Genomic DNA, 24,405 nt, shown 5'->3' on the forward strand with positions numbered 1-24,405 from the left:
AAGGATCAGCGCATGGCCAAGAACGTGACCAAGTCCCGTGTCCGCCTGCCCGGTGTCTCGTCCCGGGCATGGGAGCACCCAGCGGACCGGGGCGCGCTGGTCGCGCTCCGCAAGCTCAAGGGCTTCGACACCGTCCTCAAGACGCTGTCGGGCCTGATCAACGAGCGGCAGTGGCGACTGCTCCTGCTCGGCTCCGCGGTGCGGGTGGACGAACGGCAGTTCCCGGTGCTCAACCGCCTCCTCGGCGACGTCGGCGCGACCCCTGGACGCGGTCGAGCTGCCGGAGCTCTACGTCCGCGCCAATCCCGCCTTCCGGGGCCGAGACGATCGGGATGAACAAGCCCGTCATCGTGCTCAACTCCGGCCTCATCGACCTCCTCGACGAGGAGGAGCTCCGGTTCGTCATCGCCCACGAGCTCGGCCACGCGCTCAGCGGGCACAACGTCTACCGCACGCTGCTGCTGCGGCTGATGGGCATGAGCGGCATCTTCTACGCGCTGCCCGGTGGGGCGCTCGGCCTGCGCGCGATCATCGCCGCGCTGATGGAGTGGTCGCGCAAGTCCGAGCTGTCCGCGGACCGGGCCGGACTGCTCGCCACGCAGGACCCCGCGGTGGCGACCCGCGTGCACATGAAGCTCGCCAGCGGCGGTCACCTCGACGACCTCGACATCACCTCCTTCTTCGCGCAGGCGTCGGAGTACGAGGAGACCGAGGACCTGCGCGACTCGGTGCTCAAGCTGTTCCTCGTGGAGGGCCAGTCGCACCCGTTCAACGTGGTGCGTGCCAGCGAGCTGCGGCGCTGGACCGAGTCGGGCGAATACACCTCGATCCTCAAGGGCAGCTACCCCCGGCGCGAGGACGACGCGACCGCCAAGGTGAGCGACGCGGCCCGGGACGCGGCCAAGAGCTATTCGGCGGCGTTCGCGAGCACCCGGGACACGCTCGGTCGCCTCGTGCACGACGTCGCCGGCTTCATGGGCTCGGCGAAGCTGTGGATCGACGAGAAGTTCGGCTCGCGCGGGACCGAGTGACCACGTGTTCGTGAAGGTCTGCGGCCTCGACACCGTCGAGTCCGCCCGGGTCGCGGTCGACGCCGGCGCGGACGCGATCGGGGTCGTGATCAGCGACGGCAGTCCGCGCAACCTGTCGGTCGAGGTCGCCACGGAGATCGTCGATGCCGTGCGCGCTGACGTCCAGACGGTGCTCGTCGTGAGCGACCTGCCGGCGGCGCAGGCAGCCGAGACCGCCCTGCGCATCGGCGTCAGCGTCCTCCAGCTCCACGGCGGCTACACGAGCGAGGAGTTCGCGCAGGCTCGCCGCACCTTCGAGCGAGTCTGGCGGGCCACGTCGCTCGGCGACGACACGGACCTGCACGTCGGTGCCCGGGGCGAGGAGCTGCTCCTGCTGGACGCGCCACGGGCCGGATCGGGGCAGCGGTGGGACCTCTCCAACCCGGCCTCCCGGCGACCCGACGGCAGGTGGCTGCTGGCCGGCGGGCTGGCACCCGACAACGTCGCCGAGGCCGTCCGGCTGGCCACGCCCCGGGGCGTCGACGTGTCGAGCGGCGTGGAGCGGACCCGGGGCGTCAAGGACCACGACGCGATCCGCGCCTTCGTCGCTGCCGCCCGCTCGGTCGGCTGAGCACCCGCCTCAGTCGGCGACGACCGGTTCCCCCGGTCGTCGGGTCGGTCAGCAGGGTCGTGTCGCCGGGGCTGATGCCGTTGATCGCCGGCGTGATCAGCCGCTCGACCACGAGGGCCGGGCAGGCCATCAGTCCGCAGCCGACGATGATCATCGAGATGAACGCCCACGACCAGCCGTGGTTGAGCATGAAGCCGGCGACGACCGGGCCCATGATCGTGCCGGTCTGGAAGGCCCCCGCGTTGATCGCGTTGTAGCGACCGCGCAGGTGGTCGGGGGCCATGTCGTTGGTGATCGCGGGGATGGTCGGCTGCAGCAGGGTCTCGCCGAGGGCGAAGATGCCGTTGAAGGCGAGCACTCCAGCTGCGGCGGCGAGGCTGCCGGCCACCACGTCGGTGAGCCCGAGCGTGAGCCGGGCGATCGCCCACAGCACGCACATCGCGACCAGCACGCGTGTACGGCGACGGCCACTGATCCGCCGCAGCACGACGAACTGCAAGAGCACGATGGTGGCGGTGTTGACGGCGAACCCGGAAACCGATCACGCGGGTCGACACCTCGCTGACCGAGCGGGCGAACGCGGGCAGGCCGGCCTCGATCTGGCCGTAGCCGACGAACGTGCCGAGGAAGGTCAGGGCCGTCAGCCAGATGACCGCCGGTTGACGCAGGATCGTGAGGTAGGAGCCGGGGACGGCGTCGTCCGTCGGCCTCTCCGCGAGTCCCTGCACGTGGCGCAGCGGCCCGAGCAGCAGGAAGATCGGCACCAGCATGCACAGGCCGTCGGCCGGGAAGATGGTCGTGAAGGTCGTCGGGTTGGTGACGTCGGCATAGAAGCCGCCGATCACGCCGCCGACACCGATGCCGAGGTTGACCAGCGCGAAGTTGATGCCGAAGTACTGCTGGCGGGTCTCGCCGGTCGTCACCGCCGCCACCAACGCGTTGAAGGCCGGCCATGAGACACCGAAGTTGAAGCCCGGGAAGGCGAAGCCCGGGGCGAAGATCCGGGGGGTCGTGGCGAACGCGATGACGGCGCAGCCGACCATCTGGCTCGTGGTGGAGACGAGCAGCATGCGGCGCGCGCCGATCCGGTCCACCGGGGGCGCCGCCGGGGCCGGTGACGGCCAGTGCCACGACAGCGATGAACGCCATCAGCAGCCCGGCGAGGTCGAGCGAGATCCCGCGGACCTCGTTCATGTAGATGATCGTGAACGGCAGGGTCAGACCCCGGCCGAGCGTCTGGACGACGACGGTCGACAGCAGCCAACGACCCTCGGTGGACAGGTTGTGCCAGAAGGCACGCACTCCGGGACGGCCGGATGTCGTCGTCGTACTCACGAGGACGCATCCTGCCCCGAGGCACCGACAGTGCACGAGTCGTTATCGGACGCGACGGTGCTGGGCCGAAAATGGTGCGTGGCCCGATCCCGGGGAGGGGATCGGGCCACGACGTGCGGTGGGGGCCTAGAAGACCCGGCGGCTGGTGCCGCCGATCGGCACGAAGTTGAGGATCAGGCCGACGACCAAGAGGATCGCTCCGATGGTGGTGAGGATAGAGATCTTGGCGACGAGCCCGACGATGAGCAGGATCAGACCGAGAACGACCATGGTGTTGCCTCCTTTGTCCGCTTCACGCTGAAGCGGGTTCCCACATTGCCCGGTAGCCGAACAGCCCGGCCACATCGCTAGGGGTGGTTTCGACAGCTGCCTCCGAGACGCCGGGTAGTCCAGTGGCAGATGGTCGTGGGCGGGCCGGCGTGACGACCGTCTGCCACTGAACTACCGAACCCGCCGACCCACCCGGCCACCCCTCGCGGTGGTCCTGACGCACGGACCGGTGCAAGGATCGATCCGTGACCGAGCAGCCGGCAGTGCCGCAGCCGCCCCAGACCATCTCCTACCCGGCCGAGTCGCGGTCGTCGTCGCGCCACGCGCAGGAGCGGATCGACCCCCACGTGATCGTGCTCTTCGGCGCGTGCGGTGACCTCGCCCGCCGCAAGCTGCTGCCGGGCATGGCCCACCTCGTCGTCTCCGAGCTCGCGCCCGACATCCGCATCGTCGGCACCTCGCTGGAGGGGATGGGCGACGTCGAGTTCCGTGAGTTCGCGCGTACGGCGATCGAGGAGTTCGGCACCCACAAGCTGACCGCCGAGCAGTGGGACAAGTTCGACGACAACCTCGCCTACGTGCCGCAGTCGGCCGGTCCCGACGCGCTCGCTGCGGCGGTGGCGCAGGCGGAGCGACAGCTCGGCAGCGACGTACGCCGTCTGCACTATCTGTCCGTCCCGCCGAAGGCGGCGCTGCCCGTCATCGAGATGCTGCGCGACGCCGACCTCGTCGCCGGCTCCCGCGTGGTGATGGAGAAGCCCTTCGGGACCGACCCGGCCAGCGCGATCAACCTCAACGCCGCGGTGCACGAGACCTTCGACGAGGCGCAGGTCTTCCGGATCGACCACTTCCTCGGCAAGGAGGCAGCGCAGAACATCCTCGCCTTCCGCTTCGCCAACGGGCTCTTCGAGCCGATCTGGAACCGCAACTTCATCGACCACATCCAGATCGACATCCCCGAGACGCTCGGCCTCGACCAGCGCGCCAACTTCTACGAGTCGACCGGCGCCTACAAGGACATGGTGGTCACGCACCTGTTCCAGTGCTCGCGTTCGTCGCGATGGAGCCGCCGACCGCGCTCGAGCCGCGGGCGATCTCGGAGGAGAAGAACAAGGTCTTCCGCTCGTTGATGCCGATCCGCACCGCCGACGTGGTGCGCGGCCAGTTCACCGGTTACACCGACCTGCCGGGCGTCGCGTCCGACTCGGACACCGAGACGTTCATCGCGCTGGAGTGCCGCCTCGACAACTGGCGCTGGGCGGGCGTGCCCTTCTATCTCCGTACGGGCAAGGAGCTCGCCGAGGGCAAGCGGATCATCTCCATCGCGTTCAAGGAGGCGCCGCGCTCGATGTTCCCGGACAACTCCGGCGTCGGGTCGGCTGGTCCCGACCACCTCACCTTCGACCTCGCCGACGAGTCCAAGGTGTCGCTGTCCTTCTACGGCAAGCGCCCCGGTCCGGGGATGCGGCTGCAGAAGCTGTCCATGCAGTTCTCGACGGGGAGACCGAGACGGCCGGCGACGTGCTCGAGGCCTACGAGCGGCTGATCCTCGACGCCATGCGCGGCGACCACACCCTGTTCACGACGGCCGAGGGCATCGAGTCGTTGTGGGACCGCTCGGCCGACCTGCTCGACAACCCGCCGCCGGTGAAGCCCTACGCGCCCGGCACCCGGGGTCCCAACGCGATCCACCAGCTGATCGCCCCGCACGCGTGGCGGCTGCCCTTCGAACGGGAGTGGCGCGACAAGAAGTGACGCGCCTCAGTAGGCGCTCCTGATCGCGAGATCGACGGGCGCCGTCGACCCTCCCGCGCCCGGGTCGTAGACCACCAACATCGTCGTCCCGGCACTGGGCTGGCCGTCGAACGGGCTGTCCGGCACTGCGCTGGTGACCACGGTGCCCACACGGGAGCCGCACCCGTTGGCGGTGCTCTCGAACGGACACGACTGCTCAGCGATGTCCGTGGCAGCGGCCCTCCACGTCGTGTCGGCGGGTCCGTTCGTGGCCCGGAGTCGCCACCCGTACGGTCCGCTCGCAGGCATCTGGATCCGGCTGACGACCCATCGGCCGGGCTCGGCCGGCACGAACCGCGCAGGGACACCGTCGGCGCCGATGGCCGGTCCGGGCGTCGCCGTACGCAGCCGGAACGTGAACCCGGTCGGCCGACCGGAGTCGTCCAACGCGGTGCCGAGAGGGTGTAGGTGCCCGTGGCGGGCAGCTCCCATCCGTCTGCGAGACCGAGCTTGGTGACGCGATTGCCGTCCGGGTCCGGTCAGCTCGTCGTCCCGCTGGATCGAGTCGGTGGTCGTGCGATGGACGACCTGCCCTGCGACACCCTCGAAGGTGAAGAGCTGCTCGTGGACAGCGCTCGAGTGCGGTCCTGTCGTCGGGCCGTCGAGGGCGACGGGCGTGGTCTGCGGGCTTGAGAGCTGGACCTCGCTTCCGGCGGCGACCGCCACGAGGTAGGACCCGGACTCGGCTCGGACCCCGTGGTCCCGGGAGCGGGGGTCATCGGAGTGGATGAGTGCGCCCGGCTCGAGGAAGAGGTCGTGGCCGCCGATGGGCTCGATGCTGAGCCCGGTCCCGCGCAGCACGTGGTCGAGGTTGCCGGTGGAGTGGAGGCGGATGCGCGTGGCATCGAGGCGCACCCGCGCGATGTACGTCTTGTTCGAGCGGCTGGGGAACCGCACGATCGACCCACCGACGGCGACGTCCTTGCGAACCGCCTTGCGCACCTGTAGGGCGACCTTGCCGTACGCCACTGCGGCGTCGCCGGGTCGCCAGTCACCGCGTAGCTGCCGTCGGCCGGCAGTCGCCAGTAGCCGTCGGCGAACGGTGCCACCACCTTGCCGCCCAGCCGCAGCGTGCGCTTGCCGTGAGGCGTGGACTCGACGATGTCGCTCACCGACCAGCGCGCGAGGTTGACCAGCTCGCCCTTCTCGCCGGCGAACTTCAGCCGCACCCGGGTCTCCGGATAGACCTTGATCGGGTCGTGCCCGAGGCGGACCGTCTCGACCACCTTGTCCGGGGTCGGAGCGTGCGCGCTCACCGGCGTCGAGAAGCCACTCAACATGGTGGCGAGCAGGAGGGTGCTGGCGAGTCGGCGCATCGGGTCTCCCAAGGGCGAATGGCTGGTGGTGCTGATGGAACGCGGATTCGGGACGAAAGGTTGTCAGCGGTCGGCAGCAACCTTGCCGGGGAGGCTGCGCAGGATGTCGGCCACCACCCCGCCGAGCTCCCAGCGCGACATCGGCTCGGTGGCATTGGCGATGTCGTCGAAGGTGATCGCCCTGGAAGACGCTGTCCACGATCGGCGCCAGCCTCACCACCGTGTCGATGTCCGCGAGCGGGTATGCCGCACGCCACCGCTCGGCGTAGGTCGACTCGAGGCCGGCATCGCCGGGCCGCGACCGCGTGAAGTGCGCGAGGTGGGCCGCGTCGAGGAAGGGGTGGCTCACGCACCCGTCGGTCCAGTCGAAGATGCGCAGGTCCGTCCCGTCCCGGGCCACGTTGCCGAGGTGGAGGTCGCCGTGCGTGAGCGTGTCCGGGATCCCGGCCGCCCAGAACTCCCGCACCACGGCCTCGAGGTCGCACGCCCGCACGGCCTCCAGCTCGTCGTCGGTCAGCAGCGCGAGCTCGGTGCTGGTCTCGAGCAGCTGCTTGAAGCCGGCGATCGTCTCCTCGACCCCACGACGTCGGCAGCCGCCGGCGACCAGCTCGTCGACGTACGACACGGCTTCGATCTGCGCGGCCGCCCACCGGGTCGCGACCTCGAGGCCGCCGCCCGCCGCCCGGGTGTCGTCCTCCTCGCCCGACAGCGGCTTCATCAGCAACCAGCCCTCGACCTCGTTGACGGCGACGAGGATCGGGACGAGGTCGGGGAACAGGCGTGACACGGTCGCGTGCACCGACCCCTCGGCCGGGAAGTGCTCGCACGGCGCCTTCAGCCACAGGTCGCCGCCGTCGGTGGGGACCCGGGCGACGGCCGAGATGCTCCACATCTTCACCGCCTCGATCGAGCCTGTACGGCGACGCCCCGACCCGGCAAGCGCGGAGTCGATTCACGCCTCCACGAGATCGAACCAGCCGGGCAGGAACCGGGCCGGCCGGCCCGGCGCCGTACGCAGGGAATCGACGAGTGCTGAGGACAGCGACGTGTCCAGAGATCCCGGCGACACGAAGCGACCGACCGGCACAGGGCCGCGAGTCCCCACGACGTGCAGCCGCGAACCGTCCGCGAGCTTCGCGACCGGCGCCATCAGGTGGTCGCCCCCCGACCGGGTCCGGGGCGGTGGGAAGTGACCCCGGGTGCTGGGAGGGTGCGAACGACGGCAGGGCCCCCGTCTCGTCGACGAGGACCCTGCCGTCATGCATCAGTGCGACGTGGTGAGGCTCGGTCATGCGACGGAGCCTCCCACGACTCAGCCCTCGAAGCAGGACCCCGTGAAGTCGTGCGCCTCAGCGGTCGGACCGGCGAAGAAGTCCCGGACGATGGAGATGCCCGCGGGCGCCTTCTTGTCCACCTTGCTGATGACGCTCTGGCGGAAGACCGTGTCGTTGGGCTCGCCGACGAAGTTGCCGGCTTCCTCGGGCAGCATGCCTTCGTAGTCGACGGTCTCGAGCTCGCCGACGGCCTCGAGCAGGCCTTCCCGGCTCTTGTCGTAGTCGCCCTCGAGCCACGCCTCGAGCGCGGCCTTGAGCGGGTAGGACCGGGCCCAGCCGGAGGTGTAGCCGTCGTTGGGCGAGACGCCGTCGCCGAGGGCCTCGCGCATGGCCTCGTGGCCGGGAGTGTCGGTGCCGAAGGAGCCCCAGTAGCCGGACTGCAGGTAGAGCGCCTCGAGGGCGGGTGCCGCGGCCGACTCGAGCAGGGCGGGGTTCCACGTCGGGCCGAGGCCGATGAACTGGCCGGTGAAGCCACGGGCCGCGGCCCGGCCGACGATGACGGCCGTCTCGGTGGGACCGGTGGCGAGGATGACGAGGTCGGGCTTGCCCTTGACGACGGCAGCGATCGCTCCCGACTGCGCTTCTGGCCGGGACCGGTCTCGACGTTGGTGTACTTGAGCCCGTTGGCCTCGGCCGCGATCTTGGCTCCGGCCGCGCCGTCGCCGCCGTAGTCGCCGGGATAGCCGATGGACATGACGCTCTTGATGTCCTTGTTCTCGACCATGTAGTCGACGTTGTTCATGGACTCGAAGCAGTAGTTCGTGCCGGACTCGAGGATGTTGTCCTCGAACTCCCACAGCGAGGTCCACGACGCCGGGGCGCCGATGACCGACTCCTTCTGGAGGTCGCCGAGGATCGCCAGCGTGGTCGGCGAGCCCGGGGTCTGGGCGAGCGCCGGGACCTCGCCCTCGATCTCGCCGTACACCTGCTTGTGGGTCTCGGGGCTGTAGAGGTTGTCCTTGACGAACGACGTGACGTCGATGTCGTAGCCGCCGATCCCGCCGTCCTCGTTGACCTTGTTCCAGAACGCCTTCTGGGAGTCGGTGATCGGCACGCCGAGGGGCGCGAACGGGACCGGCCGTGAGGTCGGAGATCGACCCGAGGTAGATGCAGCCGTTGTCCGCATTCACCGCCTCGGGGCAGGCCTCGCTGGACACGCCGGGCGCACTGACCTCGCCGTCGCCCTCCTCGGCATCTCCGCCACGACAACCCGTGGCGAGCAACGCGAGTGCCGCAAGCAGCACTACTCCTGACTTGTGCACCTTCATCGGGCGCCTCCTGATTTATCGGTTGACACTGTGTGGTGATTCGGATGTGACCTGACCGGTCCTCAGTAGCTGAAGGGCCAGCCCTTCCAGTAGTTGCGGATGCGGATCCAGATCCCGAAGAGGCCGCGGGGCTCGAACAGCAGGAAGCCGACGATCAGGAGGCCGTAGAGGATGGACTGCAACTGGAAGATGTTGGGGGTGTCGGTGACCGAGCTGCTGATGAACGTCAGGTAGTTGGGCAGCTCGCGCGTCAGCGTCGGCAGCAGCGAGATGAACAGCGCACCCATCAGCGCACCGCTCACCGTCCCGGCGCCGCCGATCAGGACCATCGCGATGAACTGCACCGACAGCAGCAGGTTGAACGACGCGGGGTCGAAGAAGCCGGTGATCATGAAGATCAGCGCACCGCTGCAGCCGGCGTAGAACGAAGAGATCGCGAACGCCAGCGTCTTGGTCCGCGGCAGGTTGATCGCCATCATCTCGGCGGCCATGTCGCAGGTCCCGGACGGCCATGAAGGAGCGGCCGATCTTGGAGCGGGCGATGTTGCGGGCGGCCAGTGCGAACACCAGCAGCAGCGCCGGGAGCAGGAGGTAGAGGTTCTGCTCCTCCGTGAACATCGAGGAGTCCTCGTTGAAGAGGTAGCCGAAGAGCTCGGGCGTCGCCGCTTCGCGACCGACGCCGGCGCCGCCGGTGAGATCGCTCCACTCCCGGAAGACGTGCTCGCCGATGAAGACCAGCCCGAGCGTGACGATCGCGAGGTAGAGCCCGCGCAGCCGGGTGGCCAGCGGCGCCACGATCACCCCGGCCAGCGCCGCGGCGATCCCGGCGGCGGGCAGCCAGACCAGCATCGAGGTGATCCCGAGGCCGATGGTCCGGCCCTCCGGGTCGCCCGAGATCGCGGAGGCCGTGTAGGCGCCGACGCCGAGGAAGAAGGCGTGTCCGAGCGACACCCGGCCGGCCGGGCCGGTGACGACGTTGAGTCCCAGCGCGCCGATGCCGAAGGCGAACGCCATGGCGAGGGTCTGCAGCATCGGGTCGGACACGCTGAAGGGGATCACCAGCGCGACCAGCAGCATCACGCCGACCCAGATCTGCTTGGGGCGGGTGTTGAAGAGCGACAGCTCCCGGGCGTAGGACCGGTAGAACGTCGGCCGGCCGCGCATCGGCCGCGTCTTCTCCGGGAGGGCGGGGCCCGTCGTGAGCGTGTTCATACGCGCCGTACCTCCGCCGTGCCGAAGATTCCATAGGGTTTGACCAGCAGCACCAACAGCATCAGGACGTACGGCGAGACGCTGGCCACGTTGTCGCCGAGCCGGGGCGCGAAGTCTCGCTGGTAGGAGCCGACCATCGACTCGACCACGCCCACGGCGAGCCCGCCGATGACGGCCCCGGGCAGGGAGTCGAGGCCGCCGACGATGATCGCCGGCAGCGCGACCAGCGCCACGATCCACAGCTGCCGGTCGACGCCGGCGTTGGTGGCGAGCAGGGTGCCGGCGACCGCGGCGAGCGCGCCGGCCATCGCCCACGACATCGCGAAGACGCTGCCGACGCTGATGCCTTGCGTGAGGGCCGCCTCCCCGGTCGAAGGACGCCGCCCGCATCGCGAGGCCGAAGCGGGTGTAGCGGTAGAAGAGGAGCAGCCCGGTGAGCAGCACGAGCAGCACGGCCATCATCACGAGGTGACGCTCCCGGATCTTCAGGCCGAACAGGGTCGCCCGCTCGAGCCCCCACGGGTTGGTGATCGGCCGGGCGCCGAGACCGATGAAGCCGCTGGCCACGACCCGCACCGCGATGTCGATGCCGATCGTGATGATCGCGACCACGAAGACCGGCCGACCGACCATCGGGCGGATCGCGAGCCGCTCGATGACGAGCGCGAAGATCGCGGTCAGCAGGGCCGCCCCGGCCAGCGAGATGAAGAAGGACAGCCCGGTGAACAGCACGAAGCCGAGGGCGGGCGCGAGGTAGGACGCGGTGACCGCGCCGCTCAGCATCAGCGCCGGCTGGGCGAAGCTGATGACGCCGGTCGCCTTGTAGATGATCACGAACCCCGGGGCCAGCAGGGCATAGACCGACCCGGTGCCGAGTCCGCGGATCAGCGTCTCGAGGAACTCAGTCATCGTGCACCTCCGTAGATGTCGTCGACGGTCGTGGCGAAGACCTTGGTGATGGCAGACCTCTTGACCTTCTGGGTCGCGGTCAGCTCGCCGTCCTCGTGGTCGAGCTCCTTGGGCAGCAGCCGGAACTCCTTGATCTGCTCCACCTGTGCCACTCGGGAGTTCACGTCCTTGACGATGTCGGCGACCGGGGCGATGACCTCGGGCTTCTCCGACAGGTCGCGGTAGGTCGAGTAGCCGAGCTGCTTGCGCTGGGCCCACTCGCCGACGGTGTCGAGCTCGATGCCGATCAGTGCGGAGAGGAACTTGCGACCGTCGCCGATGACGATCGCTTCCTTGATGTACGGCGACGCCTTGAGATCGTTCTCCAGCATCGAGGGGGAGATGTTCTTCCCGCCCGCGGTGATGATGATGTCCTTCATCCGGTCGGTGATCTTGAGGTGCGTTCCCTCCACCCACTCGCCGACATCACCGGTGCGCAGCCAGCCGTCCTCGGCGAGGACCGCGCGCGTCGAGTCGGGCATCTTCCAGTAGCCCGCGAAGACACCGCCGTGGCGGGTGAGGATCTCGCCGGTCTCCTCGTCGATGCGGACCTCCCGTGCCGTCGTGCGCCTCGCCGACGGTGCCGAGCCGGACCCGGCCGGGGCGGTTGGCCGTGGCGACGGCGGTGTTCTCGGTCATGCCGTAGACCTCGTGCATCGGGACGCCGATGCCCATGAAGAAGCGGAGCACCTCGGGCGCGATCGGCGCCGCCCCGGATGCGGCGTAGCGCACCTTGCGCATGCCGAGCCGGTCCTTGAGCGAGCGGTAGAAGAAGACGTAGCCGATGCCGTAGCGGAGCCGGGTGCTGGCGGTGTGGGAGCCACCCGAGGCCACCGGGTCGTTGCCGATGCCCTGCGCGACCTTGAGCCAGAAGGCCGCGACCTTCCGCTTGAGCCAGCTCGCGCCGGCGAGGCGGATCTCGACGCTGGCCAGCAGCTTCTCCCAGATGCGGGGGACGCCGAAGAGCACCGTCGGCTGCACCTCGCGCAGGTTCTGCGGGACGGTCTCGATCGACTCGGCGAAGTTGATCTGGCTGCCGGCGCCGGCGTTGAACCACGTCGAGAAGATGCGCTCGGCCACGTGGGACAGCGGGAGGTAGGACAGGAGCAGGTCGTCGGGTCCGGGCGGCGGGGAGGTGAAGGCGCCCTCCTCGACCGGGATCTTGATCGCGAACTCCACGTTGGCGACCGACAGCATCGCGCCCTTGGGCGGACCGGTGGTGCCGGACGTGTAGACGAGCGTCGCCGGGTCGTCGGGGCCCCGGGCCGCGAGCGCGTCGGCGATCGTGGTCGGGTGCTGGCCCCGGTGCTCGCGACCGAGCTCGAGGAACTCCTCCCACGACATCAGCTTGGGGTGGTCGTAGCGGTGCCGGATGCCGCGCGGCTCGAGGTAGACGATCCGCTGCAGGTCGGGCAGCTCGTCGATGACGTCGAGCGTCTTGTCGACCTGCTCCCCGGTCCTCGGCGATGATCACCTTCGCCCCGGAGTCGGCGAGGACGTAGCGCACCTCGGCGGTCGGGTTCGTCGGATAGATGCCGACCGACGCGGCCCGCACGGCCGGGGCGCCCATGTCAGCGACCAGCCACTCGGGACGGTTCTCCGAGTGGATCGCGACGCGGTCACCGGGCTCGACGCCGAGCGCGCTCAGGGCGTTGCCGACGAGCCTCGATGTGCTCCCAGTAGGTCGCCCAGGTCCACTCGCGCCAGACGCCGAGGTGCTTGTCGCGCAGGGCGATCGCGTCGGGCCGGGCGGCGGCGTGGTCGCGGATGCGGGTGGCGGGGCTGCTCACTTCGACACCTCTTCGCCGAGATAGGCACGGATGACGTCGGGGTGCGTCTGCACCTGCGCCGGTGTGCCGGTGGTGATGGGGATGCCGAAGTCGACGACCATGACGCGGTCGGCGAGGTCCATGACCAGACCCATGTCGTGCTCGACCATGATGATCGGCACGTGCAGCTCGTCGCGGATGTCGAGGATGAAGCGGGCGGTGTCCTCGGTCTCCTCGAGGTTCATCCCGGCGACCGGCTCGTCGAGCAGCAGCAGCTTGGGCTCCATGGCAAGCGCCCGCCCCAGCTCCACACGTTTCTGCACGCCGTACGGCAACAGGCCGACCGGCATCGAACGCCACTGCAGCAGCTCCGGGAAGTCGACGATCTCCTCGACGTAGGCGCGGTGCTCGATCTCCTCGCGGCGGGCCCGGCCACGCCACACGATGGAGGCGGCAGGGCCGTACTTGATGTGCTGGTGGCGCCCGAGCATCAGGTTGTCGATCACGGTGAGGTGCTCGAACAGCGCGATGTTCTGGAAGGTGCGGGCCATGCCACGCGAGGCGATCTCGAAGGGGCGGCGACCGAGGATGTTCTCGCCGAGGAACTCCACCGACCCCTCCTGCGGGCGGTAGACGCCCGAGAGGACGTTGAACAGCGACGTCTTGCCGGCCCCGTTGGGGCCGATGATGGCGAAGAGCTCGTCGGGGTGGACCTCGAAGCTGACGCCGTCGATCGCGGTGACGCCCTTGAAGGTGAGCCGCACGTTGTCCACGCGGGCGACGGGACCGGTCATGCCGACCACCTCTTCTTGCGTCGGTAGTGCTTGATCTCGTGGAACGACTTGCGACCGTCCTCGCCGGGATGGAGGCCGAGGTAGAACTCGCGGACGTCGTCGTTGCGCAGCAGCTCGGCGGCGGGCTTGTCGAGCACGACGCGGCCGTTCTCCATGACGTAGCCGTGCCGAGCGACGGACAGCGCCATGGTGGCGTTCTGCTCGACCAGCAGGATCCCGGTGCCGGACTCGTTGATCGTGACGATGACGTCGCGGATCGCCTCGACCATCAGCGGCGCCGGGCCCCGGGGTCGGCTCGTCGAGCAGGAGGTAGCGAGGACCGGACATCAGCGCCCGGCCCATGGCGACCATCTGCTGCTCCCCACCGGAGAGGTAGCCGGCCGTCTGGGCCCGCCTGTCGGCGAGCTTGGGGAAGAGGGCATAGACGCGCTCGAGGTTGGCAGCCATCTCCGCGCGGGCCGTGTGGGCGCCGACCTTGAGGTTCTCCTCGACGGACAGCTCGACGAAGAGCCGACGGCCCTCGAGGACCCGGCGCACCCCGGCGGTGACGATCTTCTCGGGTTTCATGTCGTTCAGCGGGCGGTCGTCGAGGCTGACCCGGCCCTTGGTGATCTCGCCGTCGTGGATGTCCAGCAGACCGGTCAGGGCTCGCAGCAGTGTCGACTTGCCGGCGCCGTTGGCCCCGAGCAGGGCCACGATGGCGCCGTCGGGGATCTGCACGCTGACGCCGCGCAGGGCGAGCACGACGTCGTCGTAGACGACCTCGAGATTGCTTGCTTGCAGCACCTGACCTCCCGGGATGTGACGGCCGTCATATGCTGTGCCCCTCGGGGGTCCCCTCGGTCTATGTGCGTGTCGCCAGAGTCGCGGCGGCGCGTTGTGGCCCGATCACAAACCGAAAGACAGGTGCATCGCGTTGCCGAGGACGCGTGAGCTCGAGGTCGCTGCGGGGACCCGCGTCCCGGGACGCTGGGTGGGAGAGCGGGTCAACCAGACCGCCTTCGCGGCGACGGAATCGATCTGGAGCGAGGTGTCCGCCTACCGCCAGCTCGCCGACGCCGCCCTGCGCTCGGAGGTGGAGGCGCACTGCCGCCGTGTGTTCGCGGCCTTCCTCGGGGCGCTCGACGGGCGACGGGACCCGGTGTCGCAGGACTTCCCCTGGACCGCCAGCCATGCCATGCGCCGGGTGGAGCTGGGCATCGCGCTGCCCGACTTCATGTCAGCCTTCCGGATCGGGCAGATCACGCTCTGGGACGACATCCTCGAAGGCGTCGCGGCCCGACCGGACACGCAGAAGGCCGCGCTGCGCGTGGTCACCCGGGTGATGCGCACGATCGAGGTGGGCAGCACCGCCGCGGCCGTGTCCTACCTCGAGGCTCAGCAATACCGCGTCGCCGACAGCGCGCGTCGCCCGCGACCTGCTCGAGGACCTGCTCGACGGGCGCCCCCCGGTGGTCGCTCCCCGGCGAGCCCACCTCGTGGCCGCTGGGCTCGAGGAGGACGCCGAGCTGGTGGTCGTCGCCGCCTGCTTCGGCGGGCAGGGGCTCGACTTCGGCCCCGTGCGGGCGGTGCTCAATGCCGCGTGGCCCGGCCTCGTGGTGGCCCGCCACGACGGGGTCGTCGCGGTGCTGCCGGTCAGGGACTCGACGACCGACCGCGTCGTGACCGCGGTCCGCAAGTCGCTCGCCTCACTGGCCGCCCGCGACGTGTTCCCCGAGCGTCGGGATGAGTGGCGCCCACGCTGGCTGGTCGGGGGTGCCGGCGGCGTACGACGAGGCCACCCACGCTCGCACGTCCCTGCACGGGGCGCCGGGGCTGCGGTTGATCGAGGAGATGTCGACCCTCGACTTCCTCGTGCACTCCCGGGGCGACGACGGTGCCCGGCTGGTGAAGCCGGCGATCCGGGCCTTCTCGGCCGAGGACACGGAGTCCAGCGGCGTCTTCGTGGACACCCTGAAGGCCTACATCGCGGCCAACCTCAACGCGAAGGAGGCCGCGATGGCACTGACGGTGCACCCCAACACGGTCTACTACCGGCTCGAGCGGATCGCCGAGCGGACCGGCTGCGACGTACGCCGCGTGGACGAGCTCATCGACCTGTTGCTGGCCGTCCGGCTGGTGCGGGGGGACTGATCGCCCGGGTCCCAGCGTCTGGATCCTTTCGGCTCCCGCTGAACTTCCACTCGTGCGAGTGGAACTTCATCGGGGGTTGAGCGTGGGGTTGGGGGATCAGGCCTGAACTTCCACTCCTGCGAGTGGAACTTCAGCCCGTACGCCGACGCGAACCCACCTCGGTCAGGCGGTCGCCTGCAGCGCCACGATCGCGTCGTGGATCGAGAGCGTCCGCTGGGCCGACTCGACGTGGAGGTTCTCCACCATCCGGCCGTTGTAGGTGACCACGCCGGTGGTGCGGTTGTCCCACGCCTCGAGGATGCCGCGAGCGTCCTCGACGGCCTGCTCGTTGGGCGCGAACGCGGTGTTGGCGCCCTCGACCCGGCCGGGGTGGATCAGTGTCTTGCCGTCGAAGCCCATCTGCCGGCCCTGCTCGCACTCGGCGAGGAAGCCGTCGGTGTCCTTCACGTTGTTGTAGACCCCGTCGATGATCACGATGCCGGCGGCGCGGGCCGCGAGCAGGGCGAGGCCGAGACCGGTGATGACGGGCTGGCGGCCGGGGACGTGCTCGGCGTAGAGCTCCTTCACCGGGTCGTTGGTGCCCATCACGAAGCCGGTCAGGCGCGGGGACGCCTGCGCGATCGACAGCGCGTTGAGCATCCCGATCGGGGTCTCGACCATCGCCCACAGCGACGTCTTCTCCGGCGCGCCGGCGGCTTCGAGCGCGGCGACGAGCTGGTGGACCTCCTCGGCGGAGTTGACCTTGGGCACCAGCACCACGTCGGGGCCGGCCGCGGCTGCCGCGACGATGTCGGCGTCGTGCCACTCGGTGCCGATGCTGTTGACCCGGATGATCAGCTCGCGTTCGCCGTACGCACCGGACTGGACGGCCGCGGCGGCGGCCGCGCGGGCCTCGTCCTTGGCGTCGGGGGCGACGGCGTCCTCGAGGTCGAAGATGATGCCGTCGACGGGGAGGGTCTTGGCCTTCTCCAGCGCCTTGGCGTTGGAGCTCGGCATGTAGAGGACCGAGCGGCGGGGGCGGGAAGTCAGCGGTGCTCATGCGTGCGCCTCGATCTGGATCGCGTCGTACTGCGCCTTCAGGACCGGGTCGATCGCCGCGAGCTGCTCGGCGAGCTCGACCATGACCGGGCACTGCTTGAGGGAGGCGTCGTCCTCCATCTTGCCGTCGAGCATCACCGCACCGGTGCCGTCGCCCATGGCCGCGACCACGCGGCGGGCGTGCGTGATGTCCTCGACGCTGGGGGCGAAGACGCGGTTGGCGATCTCGATCTGCTTGGGGTGCAGGCTCCGGTGCCGACGCAGCCGAGCAGGAAGGCGTTGCGGAACTGGTCCTCGCACGCGGTCACGTCGGCGATGTCACCGAAGGGGCCGTAGTAGGGGTAGATGCCGTGCATCGCGCAGGCGTCGACCATGCGGGAGATCGTGTAGTGCCACAGGTCCTGCTGGAACGTGGAGCGACGTGCCTCGGGCTGGTCGGGGTTGGGGTCCTCGCGCACGAGGTAGCCCGGGTGGCCACCGCCGACGCGGGTGGTCTTCATCCGGCGGTCGGCAGCCGGGTCGGCCGGGCCGAGCGAGAGGCCCTGCATGCGCGGCGAGGCGCCGCAGATCTCCTCGACGTTGGCGACGCCGCGGGCGGTCTCGAGGATCGCGTGCACGAGGATCGGCCGGGTCAGGCCGGCCTTCGCCTCGAGCTGCGCGAGGATCCGGTCGATGTAGTGGATGTCCTCGGCGCCCTGCACCTTCGGGACCATGATGACGTCGAGCTTGTCGCCGATCTCGGCGACCAGCGTCGTGAGGTCGTCGAGCACCCACGGGCTGTCGAGCGCGTTGATCCGGGTCCACAGCTGCGTCGGACCGCTCTGCCCTCCCAGTTCGGCAGTCTCCTTCGCGATCCGGACCAGGGCCGGCGCGGGCGGCCTCCTTGTTGTCGGCCTTGACGGCGTCCTCGAGGTTGCCGAGGAGCACGTCGACGGTGCCGACCATCTGCGGGATCTTGGCGGCCATCTTCTCGTTCGACGGATCGAAGAAGTGGATCGCGCGGCTCGGGCGAGCGGGGATCTCGGTCACGGGCTGCGGGGCGCCGACGGCGAGCGGGCGGAAGAAGTCCTTGCTTGAACGCATGGGCGCGAACCTACCTAAACGCGGGGGCTCCACGGTATGACGGATCCCACGCGAGACGGGCCCCCACCGGATCGTCATACCGAATCGCACCCATGGGCACGGGTCGGACTATCCCGAGCGCCGGCGGAAAAACCCGCGCCGCTTCGGCTCGGGCTCGGGCGCGCGCGGCACCTGCCGGGCCGCCAGCTTCGCCGTACGCCGATCCCGCCACGCCTCGAGGGTCTCGTCGACGTCACGCGGCATGGTGATGAGGGGTGGCCCGTCGACGGCGGTGTAGCGCGCCTTGAGCACCCGCGCATTGAAGTCCTCGACCTCGCGGCGCACCTCGGGCTCCGCCGGGATCGCGTCGAGACGTGCGTCGAGCTCGGCATCCTCCTTGCGGAGCGCGAGGGCGGGCGGCAGCACGCTGATGCGCTCGCGCTCGACGAGCTTCTTCAGCCACCAGTCGGGGGTCGTGCTCGGTGCCCAACCCCCGGAGCGGCTTGCCGGCGCCGGGCAGGTCGTCGAAGTCGCCGCGCTCCTGCGCGATCCGCAGCTGTTGCTCGACCCATTGCGTCTGGTGCTGGATCCGTGCTGCCGCCGCGGTCTCGTTGGAGCGCTTCGCGCGCTCGGCCTCGTCGTGGTCGTGCTGCTGCTCGTCCATGCAGCCACGATAATTCGGCCGGTCAACCGGTTCCGCTAGGTTGCGGTCGAGTGCCGGGACTCGCCCGGCCAACCAGTGGGGGCACACATGACCGGGAAGCTTGGAATCGCGCTGGCGGCGACGGTGGTTCTTCTCGCGGGCTGTGGCGGCGGCGACGGACGCCCGTCGGTCGACGAGATCAGCACCGTGCTCAGCGAAGGCGGAGAGATCGGCGGCGAGGACTTCTCGATCCCCGAGGAGCAGGCCGACTGCGTGGCCAAGGCGTTCCACGAGTCGGACCTGTCCGATGACGCCCTCAACGCGATGGTCGACAAGGACGAGGACTACGAGGCCTCCGACGCCGACGAGAAGGCCCTGACCGACATCAGCACCGAGACGGTCGCGGCCTGCATGACGCCGGCGACGAACTGATCCAGCACCTTCGACGAGGCCCCGGCGCCCTGCCGGGGCCTCTCGCTTGGGGATGGCTCGATGGCCTCGACGGTGCCATCATCGATTGATGGAGGAGAGCCGCACCGAGCACATCGACAAGTGGGTGCGCGGTCGCCTCGGCGACGAGGTGGTCGTCGAGTCACGCACCCCGCTGCTCGTGTGGCAGGGCGGATTCCCGCCGGTCTACGGCTTCGCCCGCACCGAGGTGACGCCGGGCGCCCTGAGGCCGACGGACGCATCGGCGTACGCCGGGGAGTGGTTCTTCGGACCGCACCAGCCGGTGACGCAGTGGTATGACGTCGTGGCCGGCGACGAGGTCGTGGAGTGCGGCGCGTGGACCTTCGAGGACCTGCCCGACCCGGTGTCGCTGACACGGGAGCCCGGCCGACTGAGCTGGACCGAGGAGGACGAGCCGGTCGGCCTGCACCCGCGCGACCCGCACAAGCGGGTGGAGGCGCTGCACAGCTCACGCCACGTGTCGGTGACGATCGGTGACGAGGTGGTCGCCGAGAGCGACCGGCCGGTGGTGCTGCTCGAGACCCACCTGCCGACGCGCTACTACCTGCCGCGCGACGACGTCCGGCTGGACCTCCCGGTCGCGACCGACAACGTCTCGACCTGCCCCTACAAGGGCACCGCGGATGCCTACTGGAGCTTCCCCGGGCCGCCCTCGGTCGCCAACGTCGCGTGGTCCTACGCCTCGCCGCTGCCGACGGTGGCGGGGATCGAGGGTCGGATCGCGTTCTACAACGAGCTCGTGGACCTGCGCGTCGACGGCGTCCTGCTCGAGCGCCCGGTGTCGCCGTTCAGCAAGGCCGAGCAGCGTCCCGGCGGCGAGTGAGCCCGAAACCCGTCGCGCTCGCGGGACCCGCTCCGTAGGGTCCGCCCATGGTCTCCGTCCTCTCCGTCAACGTCGGCTCGCCCTCACCGCGCAGCGGGAAGTCGACCCCGACCGGCATCGCGAAGGTGCCCGCCCCTCTCATCTCGGTCGCGGACCCGGGCCCGAAGCGACGGGGTCCGGGTGGTGCTGGTCTCTCGGGGGTGGAGGGTGACTTCATCGGCAGTGGCCGGCACCACGGGGGTTCCGAGCAGGCGGTCTACGCCGTCTCGCGCGAGGAGCTCGACCACTGGTCGGGCGAGCTCGGTCGCGACCTGCCCAACGGCATGTTCGGCGAGAACATCACCACCCTCGGGCTCGACGTCGACGCCTCCGAGTACGGCGACGTGTGGACGGTCGGAGGCGCCGTGCTCCGCGTCAGCGCACCGCGCGTGCCGTGCTCGACCTTCGCCGGGCGGATGGGGGAGAAGGGCTGGGTCAAGCGGTTCGCCGCGCGCGGCCGAGCCGGGACCTATCTCGCCGTCGTCTCGCCCGGGGTGATCCGCCCGGGGGACTCGATCCGCGTCACGAAGTCGGGGTCGGGGCTGCTGATCCCGGCGTTGCTTGCCGCGTGGATGGGCGACCTGTCCGAGATGCAGGTTGCGCTGGCCCACGACGACCTCGACGACGAGAGCCGCGGCCACTTCACCCGGGTGCTGTCTCGTCGAGTCGAGTGATGGACTCCACCGTGGATGGAGCCAGTTCATCACTCGACTCGAGCAGTCAGTTCAACTGACGCATCGTCTTCGGTACGCCGCCGCCCCGGTGCACTTCCTCCACGAGCTCCTGCAATGCGGTCAGCGCGACCCGCTGCGACATCGGCCCGTGGGAAACGCGAGCGACGCCGAGCTCCTGCTGGCGCTCGAGCGACGGGTTGCCGGGGATGGCGATCGTCGTGAGTCGCTGCGGGCCGAAGGCGTCGACCGGGGGCGACGATCTCCTCCTCGGAGTGGATCGCCGGGACGAGACACGACGGGCGCGCCGGCGTCGAGAAAGGCCTTGCCGCGCTTGATCGCCTCGGCGAGCACCTCGCCCCGGTCGCGGTCACGCCACTTGGCATAGACGTCGGTCCGGGCGTTGAGCACGAAGTCGAGCACGCCCTCCGCGGCGGCGGCCGCCATCACGGCCTCCACCCGGGCGGCAGCCTCGGCGAGCGGCTTCATCTGGTCCTCGAGGTTGGCTCCGACGACGCCGACGCCGATCGCGCGACGGACGGTGTCGGGCGCATCGCCGTACCCTCCCTCGAGGTCGGCGCTGACGGGCAGTGACGTCGTCTCGACGATCCGGCGGCACATGTCGATCATCTCCTCGACCGGGATCTTCTCCCCGTCGGGATAGCCGAGCGTGGCGGCGATGGAGTGGCTGGCGGTGGCGAGGGCCTTGGTGCCCTCGGTGTCGGCGACGACCTTCGCGCTGATCGCGTCCCAGACGTTGACGACGGTCAGCAGCTCGGGGGCGCGGTGCAGGGCCCGGGAGGTCGGAGGCTCGGCTGGCAACGGAGTCTGTGGTCATGCCTGCCATCCAAGCAGCCGCGGAAAGGACTGTCGTCAGTCCGCGGACGGGGCCTGCGGCACGGCGCGGCCACCGAGCAGACGGCCCAGACCGACGCACCCACGACGGAGCGGTATATGGGTGGTTACCAAATCTCCTGATTTCGGGGGCCTCGCCGGCGAGGTAGGTAACGCGTTACTTACCTCGCGCGATGGAGGCGCAGAATCGGGGCTTTTGGTAACCGGGTGGATACCGGGGTCCGTCACCGATACCGGCCGCGGTGGACCACGTTCGTGCGCCGCGGACGGCGGGCGGGCGAGCCCGGGCTTCCGGTGTCGTCGACCCGGTGGCCGACGGTGATCCCACCGATGGGCTTGAGGTTCTCCGGTACGCCGAATGCCTCCCGGAAGGCGTCGATCCGCGCGCCGGGGACCCCGAAGAAGCAGGCACCGAGGCCCTCGTCGACGGCGGTCTGGAGGATCAGGAGTGACGCCATCGCGGTGTCCATGTGCCAGTAGGGGACGGCCCAGTCGGGCGCGCGCTTGTCACTCTCCGCGTAGCTGAGAGGTAGGCGTCCTTGTCCGACATCGGCACGATCACCACCGGCGCGGTGCCCATGCCCTCGAGCCGGGTGTTGGTGGCGTCCGGGTCCGGAGACGTAGACGCCCAGAAGCGCGCCACGTCCGCCGGGGTGTCGAGGACGAGGAACGCCCAGCCCTGCGTGAAGCCGGCGTTGGGTGCGCGGACCGCGTTGGACAGGAGCCGGTCCACGACCGCGGGGTCGACCGGCGCATCGGCGTACCGGCGAATCATCCGCCGACGTCGCACGACCTCTTGGAACTCCACGGCGCAACTGTGGCACGCTCCGTCCATGACCGGGTCCGTGGAGCATTTGCTGGAGGTCGACCAGTCGGGGCACGCCGAGCGGGCCCGGGTGATCGAGGCGATCCGCAAGCTCAAGGCCGACCAGACGCGCTCCGCCGACACCCACCTGCACGCGATGCGGATCCCGGCCTTCCCGGGCATCGACCTCTACCTCAAGGACGAGTCGACGCACCCGACCGGCTCGTTGAAGCACCGGCTCGCGCGGTCGTTGTTCCTCTACGGCCTGTGCAGCGGGCTGATCTCCGAGGGCACGCACGTCGTCGAGGCGTCGTCGGGCTCGACGGCCGTCAGCGAGGCGTTCTTCGCGCACCTGCTCGGCCTGCCGTTCACCGCGGTGATGGCAAAGTCGACCTCGCCGTCGAAGATCGCGCTGATCGAGCGCGAGGGCGGGAAGTGCGTGCTCGTCGACGACCCCGCGGACGTCTACTCCGTCGCCCGCGCGCTGGCCGACGAGACCGGCGGGCACTACCTCGACCAGTTCACCTACGCCGAGCGGGCGACCGATTGGCGCGGCAACAACAACATCGCCGAGTCGATCTTCGAGCAGCTCGGGATGGAGCGCTTCCCCTCGCCGGAATGGGTGGTCGTCGGGGCGGGGACGGGCGGTACGTCCGCGACGATCGGTCGCTACGTCCGGTTCCGCGGCCTGACGACCCGGCTGTGCGTGGTCGACCCCGAAAACTCCGCGTTCCTCGCGGCCTTCCGCGACCCCGGCTGCGGCGAGACGACCTGCGGCTCGAGGATCGAGGGCATCGGCCGCCCGCGCGCCGAGCCGTCCTTCCTGCCCGACGTCGTCGACCGGCTGGTGCGGGTGCCCGACGCGGCGTCGGTCGCGACCGCGCACTTCCTCCGCGCACGGACCGGCCAGCTCGCCGGTCCCTCGACCGGCACCGCGCTGTACGCCGCCACGAAGCTGGCCTGCGACCTGCACGCCGCCGGGCAGGAGGGCTCGATCGTGACCCTGCTCTGCGACGACGGCGTGCGCTACCTCGACACCTACTTCTCCGACTCTCGGGTCGCCGAGCAGGGCTGGGACCTCGATCCCTACCTCTCCGTCCTCGCCACCGCCCGGGACGACGGGGTCTGGACGGGCTGAGCCCGACGTACGGCGTAGGCGAGCCCCACGACCGCGAGCGCGACGCCCCACAGCGGCCAGAACAGCTCCGGCACCCACGCGGCCCAGTCGGCCTCGTTGCCCGGGATGTCGGTGATCTGCCCGGTCCACATCAGCCGCCAGAACGCGAGGCCGGCGGAGAAGACCACGGACCCGACGAACACCGACGGCAGCAGGGCCATCCGCACCGGCACGGGGCGCCCGCCGATGACCGGCAGCCACGACCAGAAGACCTCGCCCCAGCGCATCACCAGCCCGGCGGTCAGCACGCAGCCGACGAGGGCCGCCGGGGGCCAGCCCGAGCCCGGCGAGACTTGCCGTCCCCGAGCTCGACCGGGAACTCCTCGCGGACCCCGAACGGGATGCCCAGTGCCCGGGCCAGCCGGGTGGAGGCATAGAAGGCGGGTACGGCGATGGCGACCGCGACAGCCCAGCGGCACGTGCGGGCAGCGACCGCGACCGGCAATCCGGGACGGGACGTGGCGCCCCGCAGGGCGGCGACGCCGGTGAGCACGAGCGCCAGCCCGCCGACGGACTCACCGACGGAGGCGAGCGCGGGCACCAGCACCTCGGTCGCCACCTGGTCCATGGGTCCGACACCGACCAGCCCGAGGAGCAGCATCGGCAGGTAGCCCGGGAAGACGAGCGAGCGGGCGTCGGCGAGCACGAGGGCGACGACCAGCCCGGTCGTCACCATCAGGGCACCGGCGACTCGCGGGCTGCGGGACCGAAGTCCCAGCCCGGTCAGGCCGAGGACGGCGAGGACCACGATGATCCACGAGACGTCCGGTGAGGAGAGTGAGCCGAGGACCGACGCCGCGTCCCGCACCCACGGTGCGCCGGTGTCGCGGACGAGGTGCAGGGCGGCGAGGCCGAGGTAGGTCACCGCCCAGAGGCCGGCGAGCCGGGGACTCAGACCGGCGGCGCGAGGGGCCGCCGCCGTGGCAGCGGTGCTTCGTTGTGTCTGCAGGATGGTCATGGCGTCCACGCTGTCGCGTCGCGCTGCGGCGTACGTCCCTCTGTGGTCG

The 24,405-nt window shown here is 70.1% G+C and carries 32 protein-coding genes and 6 pseudogenes; 13 read left to right on the plus strand and 25 right to left on the minus strand.

Annotated elements, in window-relative coordinates; genetic code table 11:
- Nucleotides 1–12 precede the first annotated feature (12 nt).
- From LP418_RS13450 to LP418_RS13460, 3 genes are read left to right on the plus strand one after another with little or no spacing between them, the layout of a single operon-like run.
- Nucleotides 13–336, plus strand: coding sequence for a hypothetical protein (locus LP418_RS13450; protein WP_257956649.1), 324 nt, complete (start codon nucleotides 13–15; stop codon nucleotides 334–336).
- Nucleotides 333–1,031 carry a M48 family metallopeptidase gene (locus LP418_RS13455; protein WP_257956650.1) on the plus strand — a complete coding sequence of 233 codons (699 nt, stop codon included), beginning with the start codon at nucleotides 333–335 and terminating at the stop codon, nucleotides 1,029–1,031. Before LP418_RS13450 ends, LP418_RS13455 begins: the two co-directional genes overlap by 4 nt.
- Before the next feature lie 4 nt (nucleotides 1,032–1,035).
- A complete protein-coding gene (locus tag LP418_RS13460) occupies nucleotides 1,036–1,641 on the plus strand; it encodes a phosphoribosylanthranilate isomerase (protein ID WP_257956651.1) in 606 nt (201 codons plus the stop codon).
- Here LP418_RS13460 and LP418_RS13465 read toward each other — a convergent pair.
- The 3 genes and pseudogenes from LP418_RS13465 to LP418_RS13475 form a co-directional block, all read right to left on the minus strand.
- Nucleotides 1,586–2,146: an MFS transporter gene (locus LP418_RS13465; protein ID WP_257956652.1), complete on the minus strand. Its 561-nt coding sequence runs from the start codon at nucleotides 2,144–2,146 to the stop codon at nucleotides 1,586–1,588. The two genes, LP418_RS13460 and LP418_RS13465, sit on opposite strands and share 56 nt — an antisense overlap.
- A gap of 106 nt (nucleotides 2,147–2,252) precedes the next feature.
- A pseudogene (locus LP418_RS33405) lies at nucleotides 2,253–2,711 on the minus strand (MFS transporter); the annotation flags it as partial.
- 391 nt (nucleotides 2,712–3,102) lie between these two features.
- Nucleotides 3,103–3,246: a hypothetical protein gene (locus tag LP418_RS13475; protein ID WP_198652316.1), complete on the minus strand. Its 144-nt coding sequence runs from the start codon at nucleotides 3,244–3,246 to the stop codon at nucleotides 3,103–3,105.
- A gap of 404 nt (nucleotides 3,247–3,650) precedes the next feature.
- On the opposite strand from LP418_RS13475, the pseudogene LP418_RS13480 reads away from it, so the two are divergent.
- Both LP418_RS13480 and LP418_RS30910 read left to right on the plus strand, forming a co-directional pair.
- Nucleotides 3,651–4,792 (plus strand): annotated as a pseudogene (locus LP418_RS13480) (glucose-6-phosphate dehydrogenase).
- Entirely contained in the window at nucleotides 4,768–5,001 is a 234-nt protein-coding gene (locus LP418_RS30910) for a hypothetical protein (protein WP_336275988.1), read from the plus strand. Before LP418_RS13480 ends, LP418_RS30910 begins: the two are co-directional and overlap by 25 nt.
- A gap of 6 nt (nucleotides 5,002–5,007) precedes the next feature.
- Here LP418_RS30910 and LP418_RS13485 read toward each other — a convergent pair whose 3' ends face one another.
- The 13 genes and pseudogenes from LP418_RS13485 to LP418_RS13540 form a co-directional block, all read right to left on the minus strand.
- Nucleotides 5,008–7,248 carry a phosphotransferase gene (locus LP418_RS13485; RefSeq protein ID WP_257956654.1) on the minus strand — a complete coding sequence of 747 codons (2,241 nt, stop codon included), beginning with the start codon at nucleotides 7,246–7,248 and terminating at the stop codon, nucleotides 5,008–5,010.
- Nucleotides 7,249–7,308: 60 nt separating this feature from the next.
- Complete coding sequence (locus LP418_RS13490) at nucleotides 7,309–7,506, minus strand: hypothetical protein (protein WP_257956655.1); 198 nt, start codon at nucleotides 7,504–7,506, stop codon at nucleotides 7,309–7,311.
- Between the two features lie 162 nt (nucleotides 7,507–7,668).
- A complete protein-coding gene (locus LP418_RS33410; RefSeq protein ID WP_442940265.1) occupies nucleotides 7,669–8,445 on the minus strand; it encodes an ABC transporter substrate-binding protein in 777 nt (258 codons plus the stop codon).
- Nucleotides 8,343–8,816 (minus strand): annotated as a pseudogene (locus LP418_RS33415) (ABC transporter substrate-binding protein); the annotation flags it as partial. The gene LP418_RS33410 and the pseudogene LP418_RS33415, both read right to left, overlap by 103 nt.
- A gap of 204 nt (nucleotides 8,817–9,020) precedes the next feature.
- On the minus strand, nucleotides 9,021–9,449 hold the full coding sequence (locus LP418_RS13500; protein WP_336276078.1) for a branched-chain amino acid ABC transporter permease: 429 nt from the start codon (nucleotides 9,447–9,449) through the stop codon (nucleotides 9,021–9,023).
- Between the two features lie 67 nt (nucleotides 9,450–9,516).
- Nucleotides 9,517–10,170 (minus strand): annotated as a pseudogene (locus LP418_RS13505) (ABC transporter permease subunit); the annotation flags it as partial.
- Entirely contained in the window at nucleotides 10,167–10,490 is a 324-nt protein-coding gene (locus LP418_RS13510) for an ABC transporter permease subunit (RefSeq protein ID WP_336276079.1), read from the minus strand. The gene LP418_RS13510 and the pseudogene LP418_RS13505, both read right to left, overlap by 4 nt.
- Nucleotides 10,491–10,611: 121 nt before the next feature.
- Nucleotides 10,612–11,079, minus strand: a pseudogene (locus LP418_RS13515) (ABC transporter permease subunit); the annotation flags it as partial.
- A complete protein-coding gene (locus LP418_RS13520; protein ID WP_336275989.1) occupies nucleotides 11,076–11,600 on the minus strand; it encodes a hypothetical protein in 525 nt (174 codons plus the stop codon). The gene LP418_RS13520 and the pseudogene LP418_RS13515, both read right to left, overlap by 4 nt.
- Entirely contained in the window at nucleotides 11,545–12,462 is a 918-nt protein-coding gene (locus LP418_RS13525; RefSeq protein WP_257956657.1) for an AMP-binding protein, read from the minus strand. The genes LP418_RS13520 and LP418_RS13525 overlap by 56 nt, the downstream gene beginning before the upstream one ends.
- 151 nt (nucleotides 12,463–12,613) lie before the next feature.
- A pseudogene (locus LP418_RS13530) lies at nucleotides 12,614–12,766 on the minus strand (AMP-binding protein); the annotation flags it as partial.
- Nucleotides 12,738–12,908 carry a hypothetical protein gene (locus LP418_RS13535; RefSeq protein ID WP_257956658.1) on the minus strand — a complete coding sequence of 57 codons (171 nt, stop codon included), beginning with the start codon at nucleotides 12,906–12,908 and terminating at the stop codon, nucleotides 12,738–12,740. The gene LP418_RS13535 and the pseudogene LP418_RS13530, both read right to left, overlap by 29 nt.
- Nucleotides 12,905–14,467, minus strand: coding sequence for an ATP-binding cassette domain-containing protein (locus LP418_RS13540; RefSeq protein ID WP_257956659.1), 1,563 nt, complete (start codon nucleotides 14,465–14,467; stop codon nucleotides 12,905–12,907). Before LP418_RS13540 ends, LP418_RS13535 begins: the two co-directional genes overlap by 4 nt.
- A gap of 130 nt (nucleotides 14,468–14,597) precedes the next feature.
- Here LP418_RS13540 and LP418_RS13545 point away from each other — a divergent pair, with 130 nt between their 5' ends.
- Together LP418_RS13545 and LP418_RS13550 are read left to right on the plus strand one after the other, a co-directional pair.
- Entirely contained in the window at nucleotides 14,598–15,410 is an 813-nt protein-coding gene (locus tag LP418_RS13545; RefSeq protein WP_257956660.1) for a hypothetical protein, read from the plus strand.
- Nucleotides 15,407–15,814: a PucR family transcriptional regulator gene (locus LP418_RS13550; RefSeq protein WP_257956661.1), complete on the plus strand. Its 408-nt coding sequence runs from the start codon at nucleotides 15,407–15,409 to the stop codon at nucleotides 15,812–15,814. Before LP418_RS13545 ends, LP418_RS13550 begins: the two co-directional genes overlap by 4 nt.
- Nucleotides 15,815–15,976: 162 nt before the next feature.
- On the opposite strand, the gene LP418_RS13555 is transcribed toward LP418_RS13550, so the two are convergent.
- From LP418_RS13555 to LP418_RS13565, 3 genes are read right to left on the minus strand one after another with little or no spacing between them, the layout of a single operon-like run.
- Nucleotides 15,977–16,843, minus strand: a complete 867-nt coding sequence (locus LP418_RS13555) for an HpcH/HpaI aldolase/citrate lyase family protein (protein WP_257957036.1) — start codon at nucleotides 16,841–16,843, stop codon at nucleotides 15,977–15,979.
- Between the two features lie 6 nt (nucleotides 16,844–16,849).
- The gene (locus tag LP418_RS13560) at nucleotides 16,850–17,011 is read right to left on the minus strand and encodes a hypothetical protein (protein ID WP_257956662.1); all 162 of its coding nucleotides are present in this window, start codon (nucleotides 17,009–17,011) and stop codon (nucleotides 16,850–16,852) included.
- On the minus strand, nucleotides 16,987–17,622 hold the full coding sequence (locus LP418_RS13565) for an HpcH/HpaI aldolase/citrate lyase family protein (protein ID WP_257956663.1): 636 nt from the start codon (nucleotides 17,620–17,622) through the stop codon (nucleotides 16,987–16,989). The genes LP418_RS13560 and LP418_RS13565 overlap by 25 nt, the downstream gene beginning before the upstream one ends.
- 19 nt (nucleotides 17,623–17,641) lie before the next feature.
- On the opposite strand from LP418_RS13565, the gene LP418_RS13570 reads away from it, so the two are divergent.
- On the plus strand, nucleotides 17,642–17,929 hold the full coding sequence (locus tag LP418_RS13570) for a hypothetical protein (protein WP_257956664.1): 288 nt from the start codon (nucleotides 17,642–17,644) through the stop codon (nucleotides 17,927–17,929).
- 238 nt (nucleotides 17,930–18,167) lie between these two features.
- Here the strand turns inward: LP418_RS13570 and LP418_RS33420 are convergent, their stop codons facing one another.
- Nucleotides 18,168–18,464, minus strand: a complete 297-nt coding sequence (locus tag LP418_RS33420; protein WP_442940266.1) for a DnaJ family domain-containing protein — start codon at nucleotides 18,462–18,464, stop codon at nucleotides 18,168–18,170.
- Here LP418_RS33420 and LP418_RS13580 point away from each other — a divergent pair.
- The 4 genes from LP418_RS13580 to LP418_RS13595 all read left to right on the plus strand — a co-directional run bounded on the left by LP418_RS13580 (nucleotide 18,345) and on the right by LP418_RS13595 (nucleotide 20,564).
- Nucleotides 18,345–18,617 (plus strand): hypothetical protein, encoded by a 273-nt coding sequence (locus LP418_RS13580; RefSeq protein ID WP_257956666.1) that lies wholly within the window; start codon nucleotides 18,345–18,347, stop codon nucleotides 18,615–18,617. The two genes, LP418_RS33420 and LP418_RS13580, sit on opposite strands and share 120 nt — an antisense overlap.
- 48 nt (nucleotides 18,618–18,665) lie before the next feature.
- Nucleotides 18,666–18,989: a hypothetical protein gene (locus LP418_RS13585; protein WP_257956667.1), complete on the plus strand. Its 324-nt coding sequence runs from the start codon at nucleotides 18,666–18,668 to the stop codon at nucleotides 18,987–18,989.
- Between the two features lie 88 nt (nucleotides 18,990–19,077).
- Nucleotides 19,078–19,851 (plus strand): DUF427 domain-containing protein, encoded by a 774-nt coding sequence (locus LP418_RS13590; protein ID WP_257956668.1) that lies wholly within the window; start codon nucleotides 19,078–19,080, stop codon nucleotides 19,849–19,851.
- Between the two features lie 47 nt (nucleotides 19,852–19,898).
- Nucleotides 19,899–20,564: an MOSC domain-containing protein gene (locus tag LP418_RS13595; protein WP_257956669.1), complete on the plus strand. Its 666-nt coding sequence runs from the start codon at nucleotides 19,899–19,901 to the stop codon at nucleotides 20,562–20,564.
- 120 nt (nucleotides 20,565–20,684) lie between these two features.
- On the opposite strand, the gene LP418_RS13600 is transcribed toward LP418_RS13595, so the two are convergent.
- The 3 genes from LP418_RS13600 to LP418_RS13610 form a co-directional block, all read right to left on the minus strand.
- Nucleotides 20,685–21,383, minus strand: a complete 699-nt coding sequence (locus LP418_RS13600) for an isocitrate lyase/PEP mutase family protein (RefSeq protein ID WP_257956670.1) — start codon at nucleotides 21,381–21,383, stop codon at nucleotides 20,685–20,687.
- A gap of 257 nt (nucleotides 21,384–21,640) precedes the next feature.
- Nucleotides 21,641–21,874 carry a nitroreductase family protein gene (locus LP418_RS13605; RefSeq protein WP_257956671.1) on the minus strand — a complete coding sequence of 78 codons (234 nt, stop codon included), beginning with the start codon at nucleotides 21,872–21,874 and terminating at the stop codon, nucleotides 21,641–21,643.
- On the minus strand, nucleotides 21,859–22,224 hold the full coding sequence (locus tag LP418_RS13610) for a nitroreductase family protein (protein WP_257956672.1): 366 nt from the start codon (nucleotides 22,222–22,224) through the stop codon (nucleotides 21,859–21,861). Before LP418_RS13610 ends, LP418_RS13605 begins: the two co-directional genes overlap by 16 nt.
- A 25-nt stretch (nucleotides 22,225–22,249) precedes the next feature.
- On the opposite strand from LP418_RS13610, the gene LP418_RS13615 reads away from it, so the two are divergent.
- Nucleotides 22,250–23,359 (plus strand): PLP-dependent cysteine synthase family protein, encoded by a 1,110-nt coding sequence (locus LP418_RS13615; protein WP_257956673.1) that lies wholly within the window; start codon nucleotides 22,250–22,252, stop codon nucleotides 23,357–23,359.
- Here the strand turns inward: LP418_RS13615 and LP418_RS13620 are convergent.
- Nucleotides 23,308–23,646: a hypothetical protein gene (locus LP418_RS13620; RefSeq protein WP_257956674.1), complete on the minus strand. Its 339-nt coding sequence runs from the start codon at nucleotides 23,644–23,646 to the stop codon at nucleotides 23,308–23,310. The genes LP418_RS13615 and LP418_RS13620 overlap by 52 nt on opposite strands.
- Nucleotides 23,640–24,356, minus strand: coding sequence for a hypothetical protein (locus tag LP418_RS13625; protein WP_257956675.1), 717 nt, complete (start codon nucleotides 24,354–24,356; stop codon nucleotides 23,640–23,642). Before LP418_RS13625 ends, LP418_RS13620 begins: the two co-directional genes overlap by 7 nt.
- Nucleotides 24,357–24,405: the final 49 nt, after the last annotated feature.

It is taken from the genome of Nocardioides sp. B-3 (assembly GCF_024703895.1).
Classification (GTDB): Bacteria; Actinomycetota; Actinomycetes; order Propionibacteriales; family Nocardioidaceae; genus Nocardioides.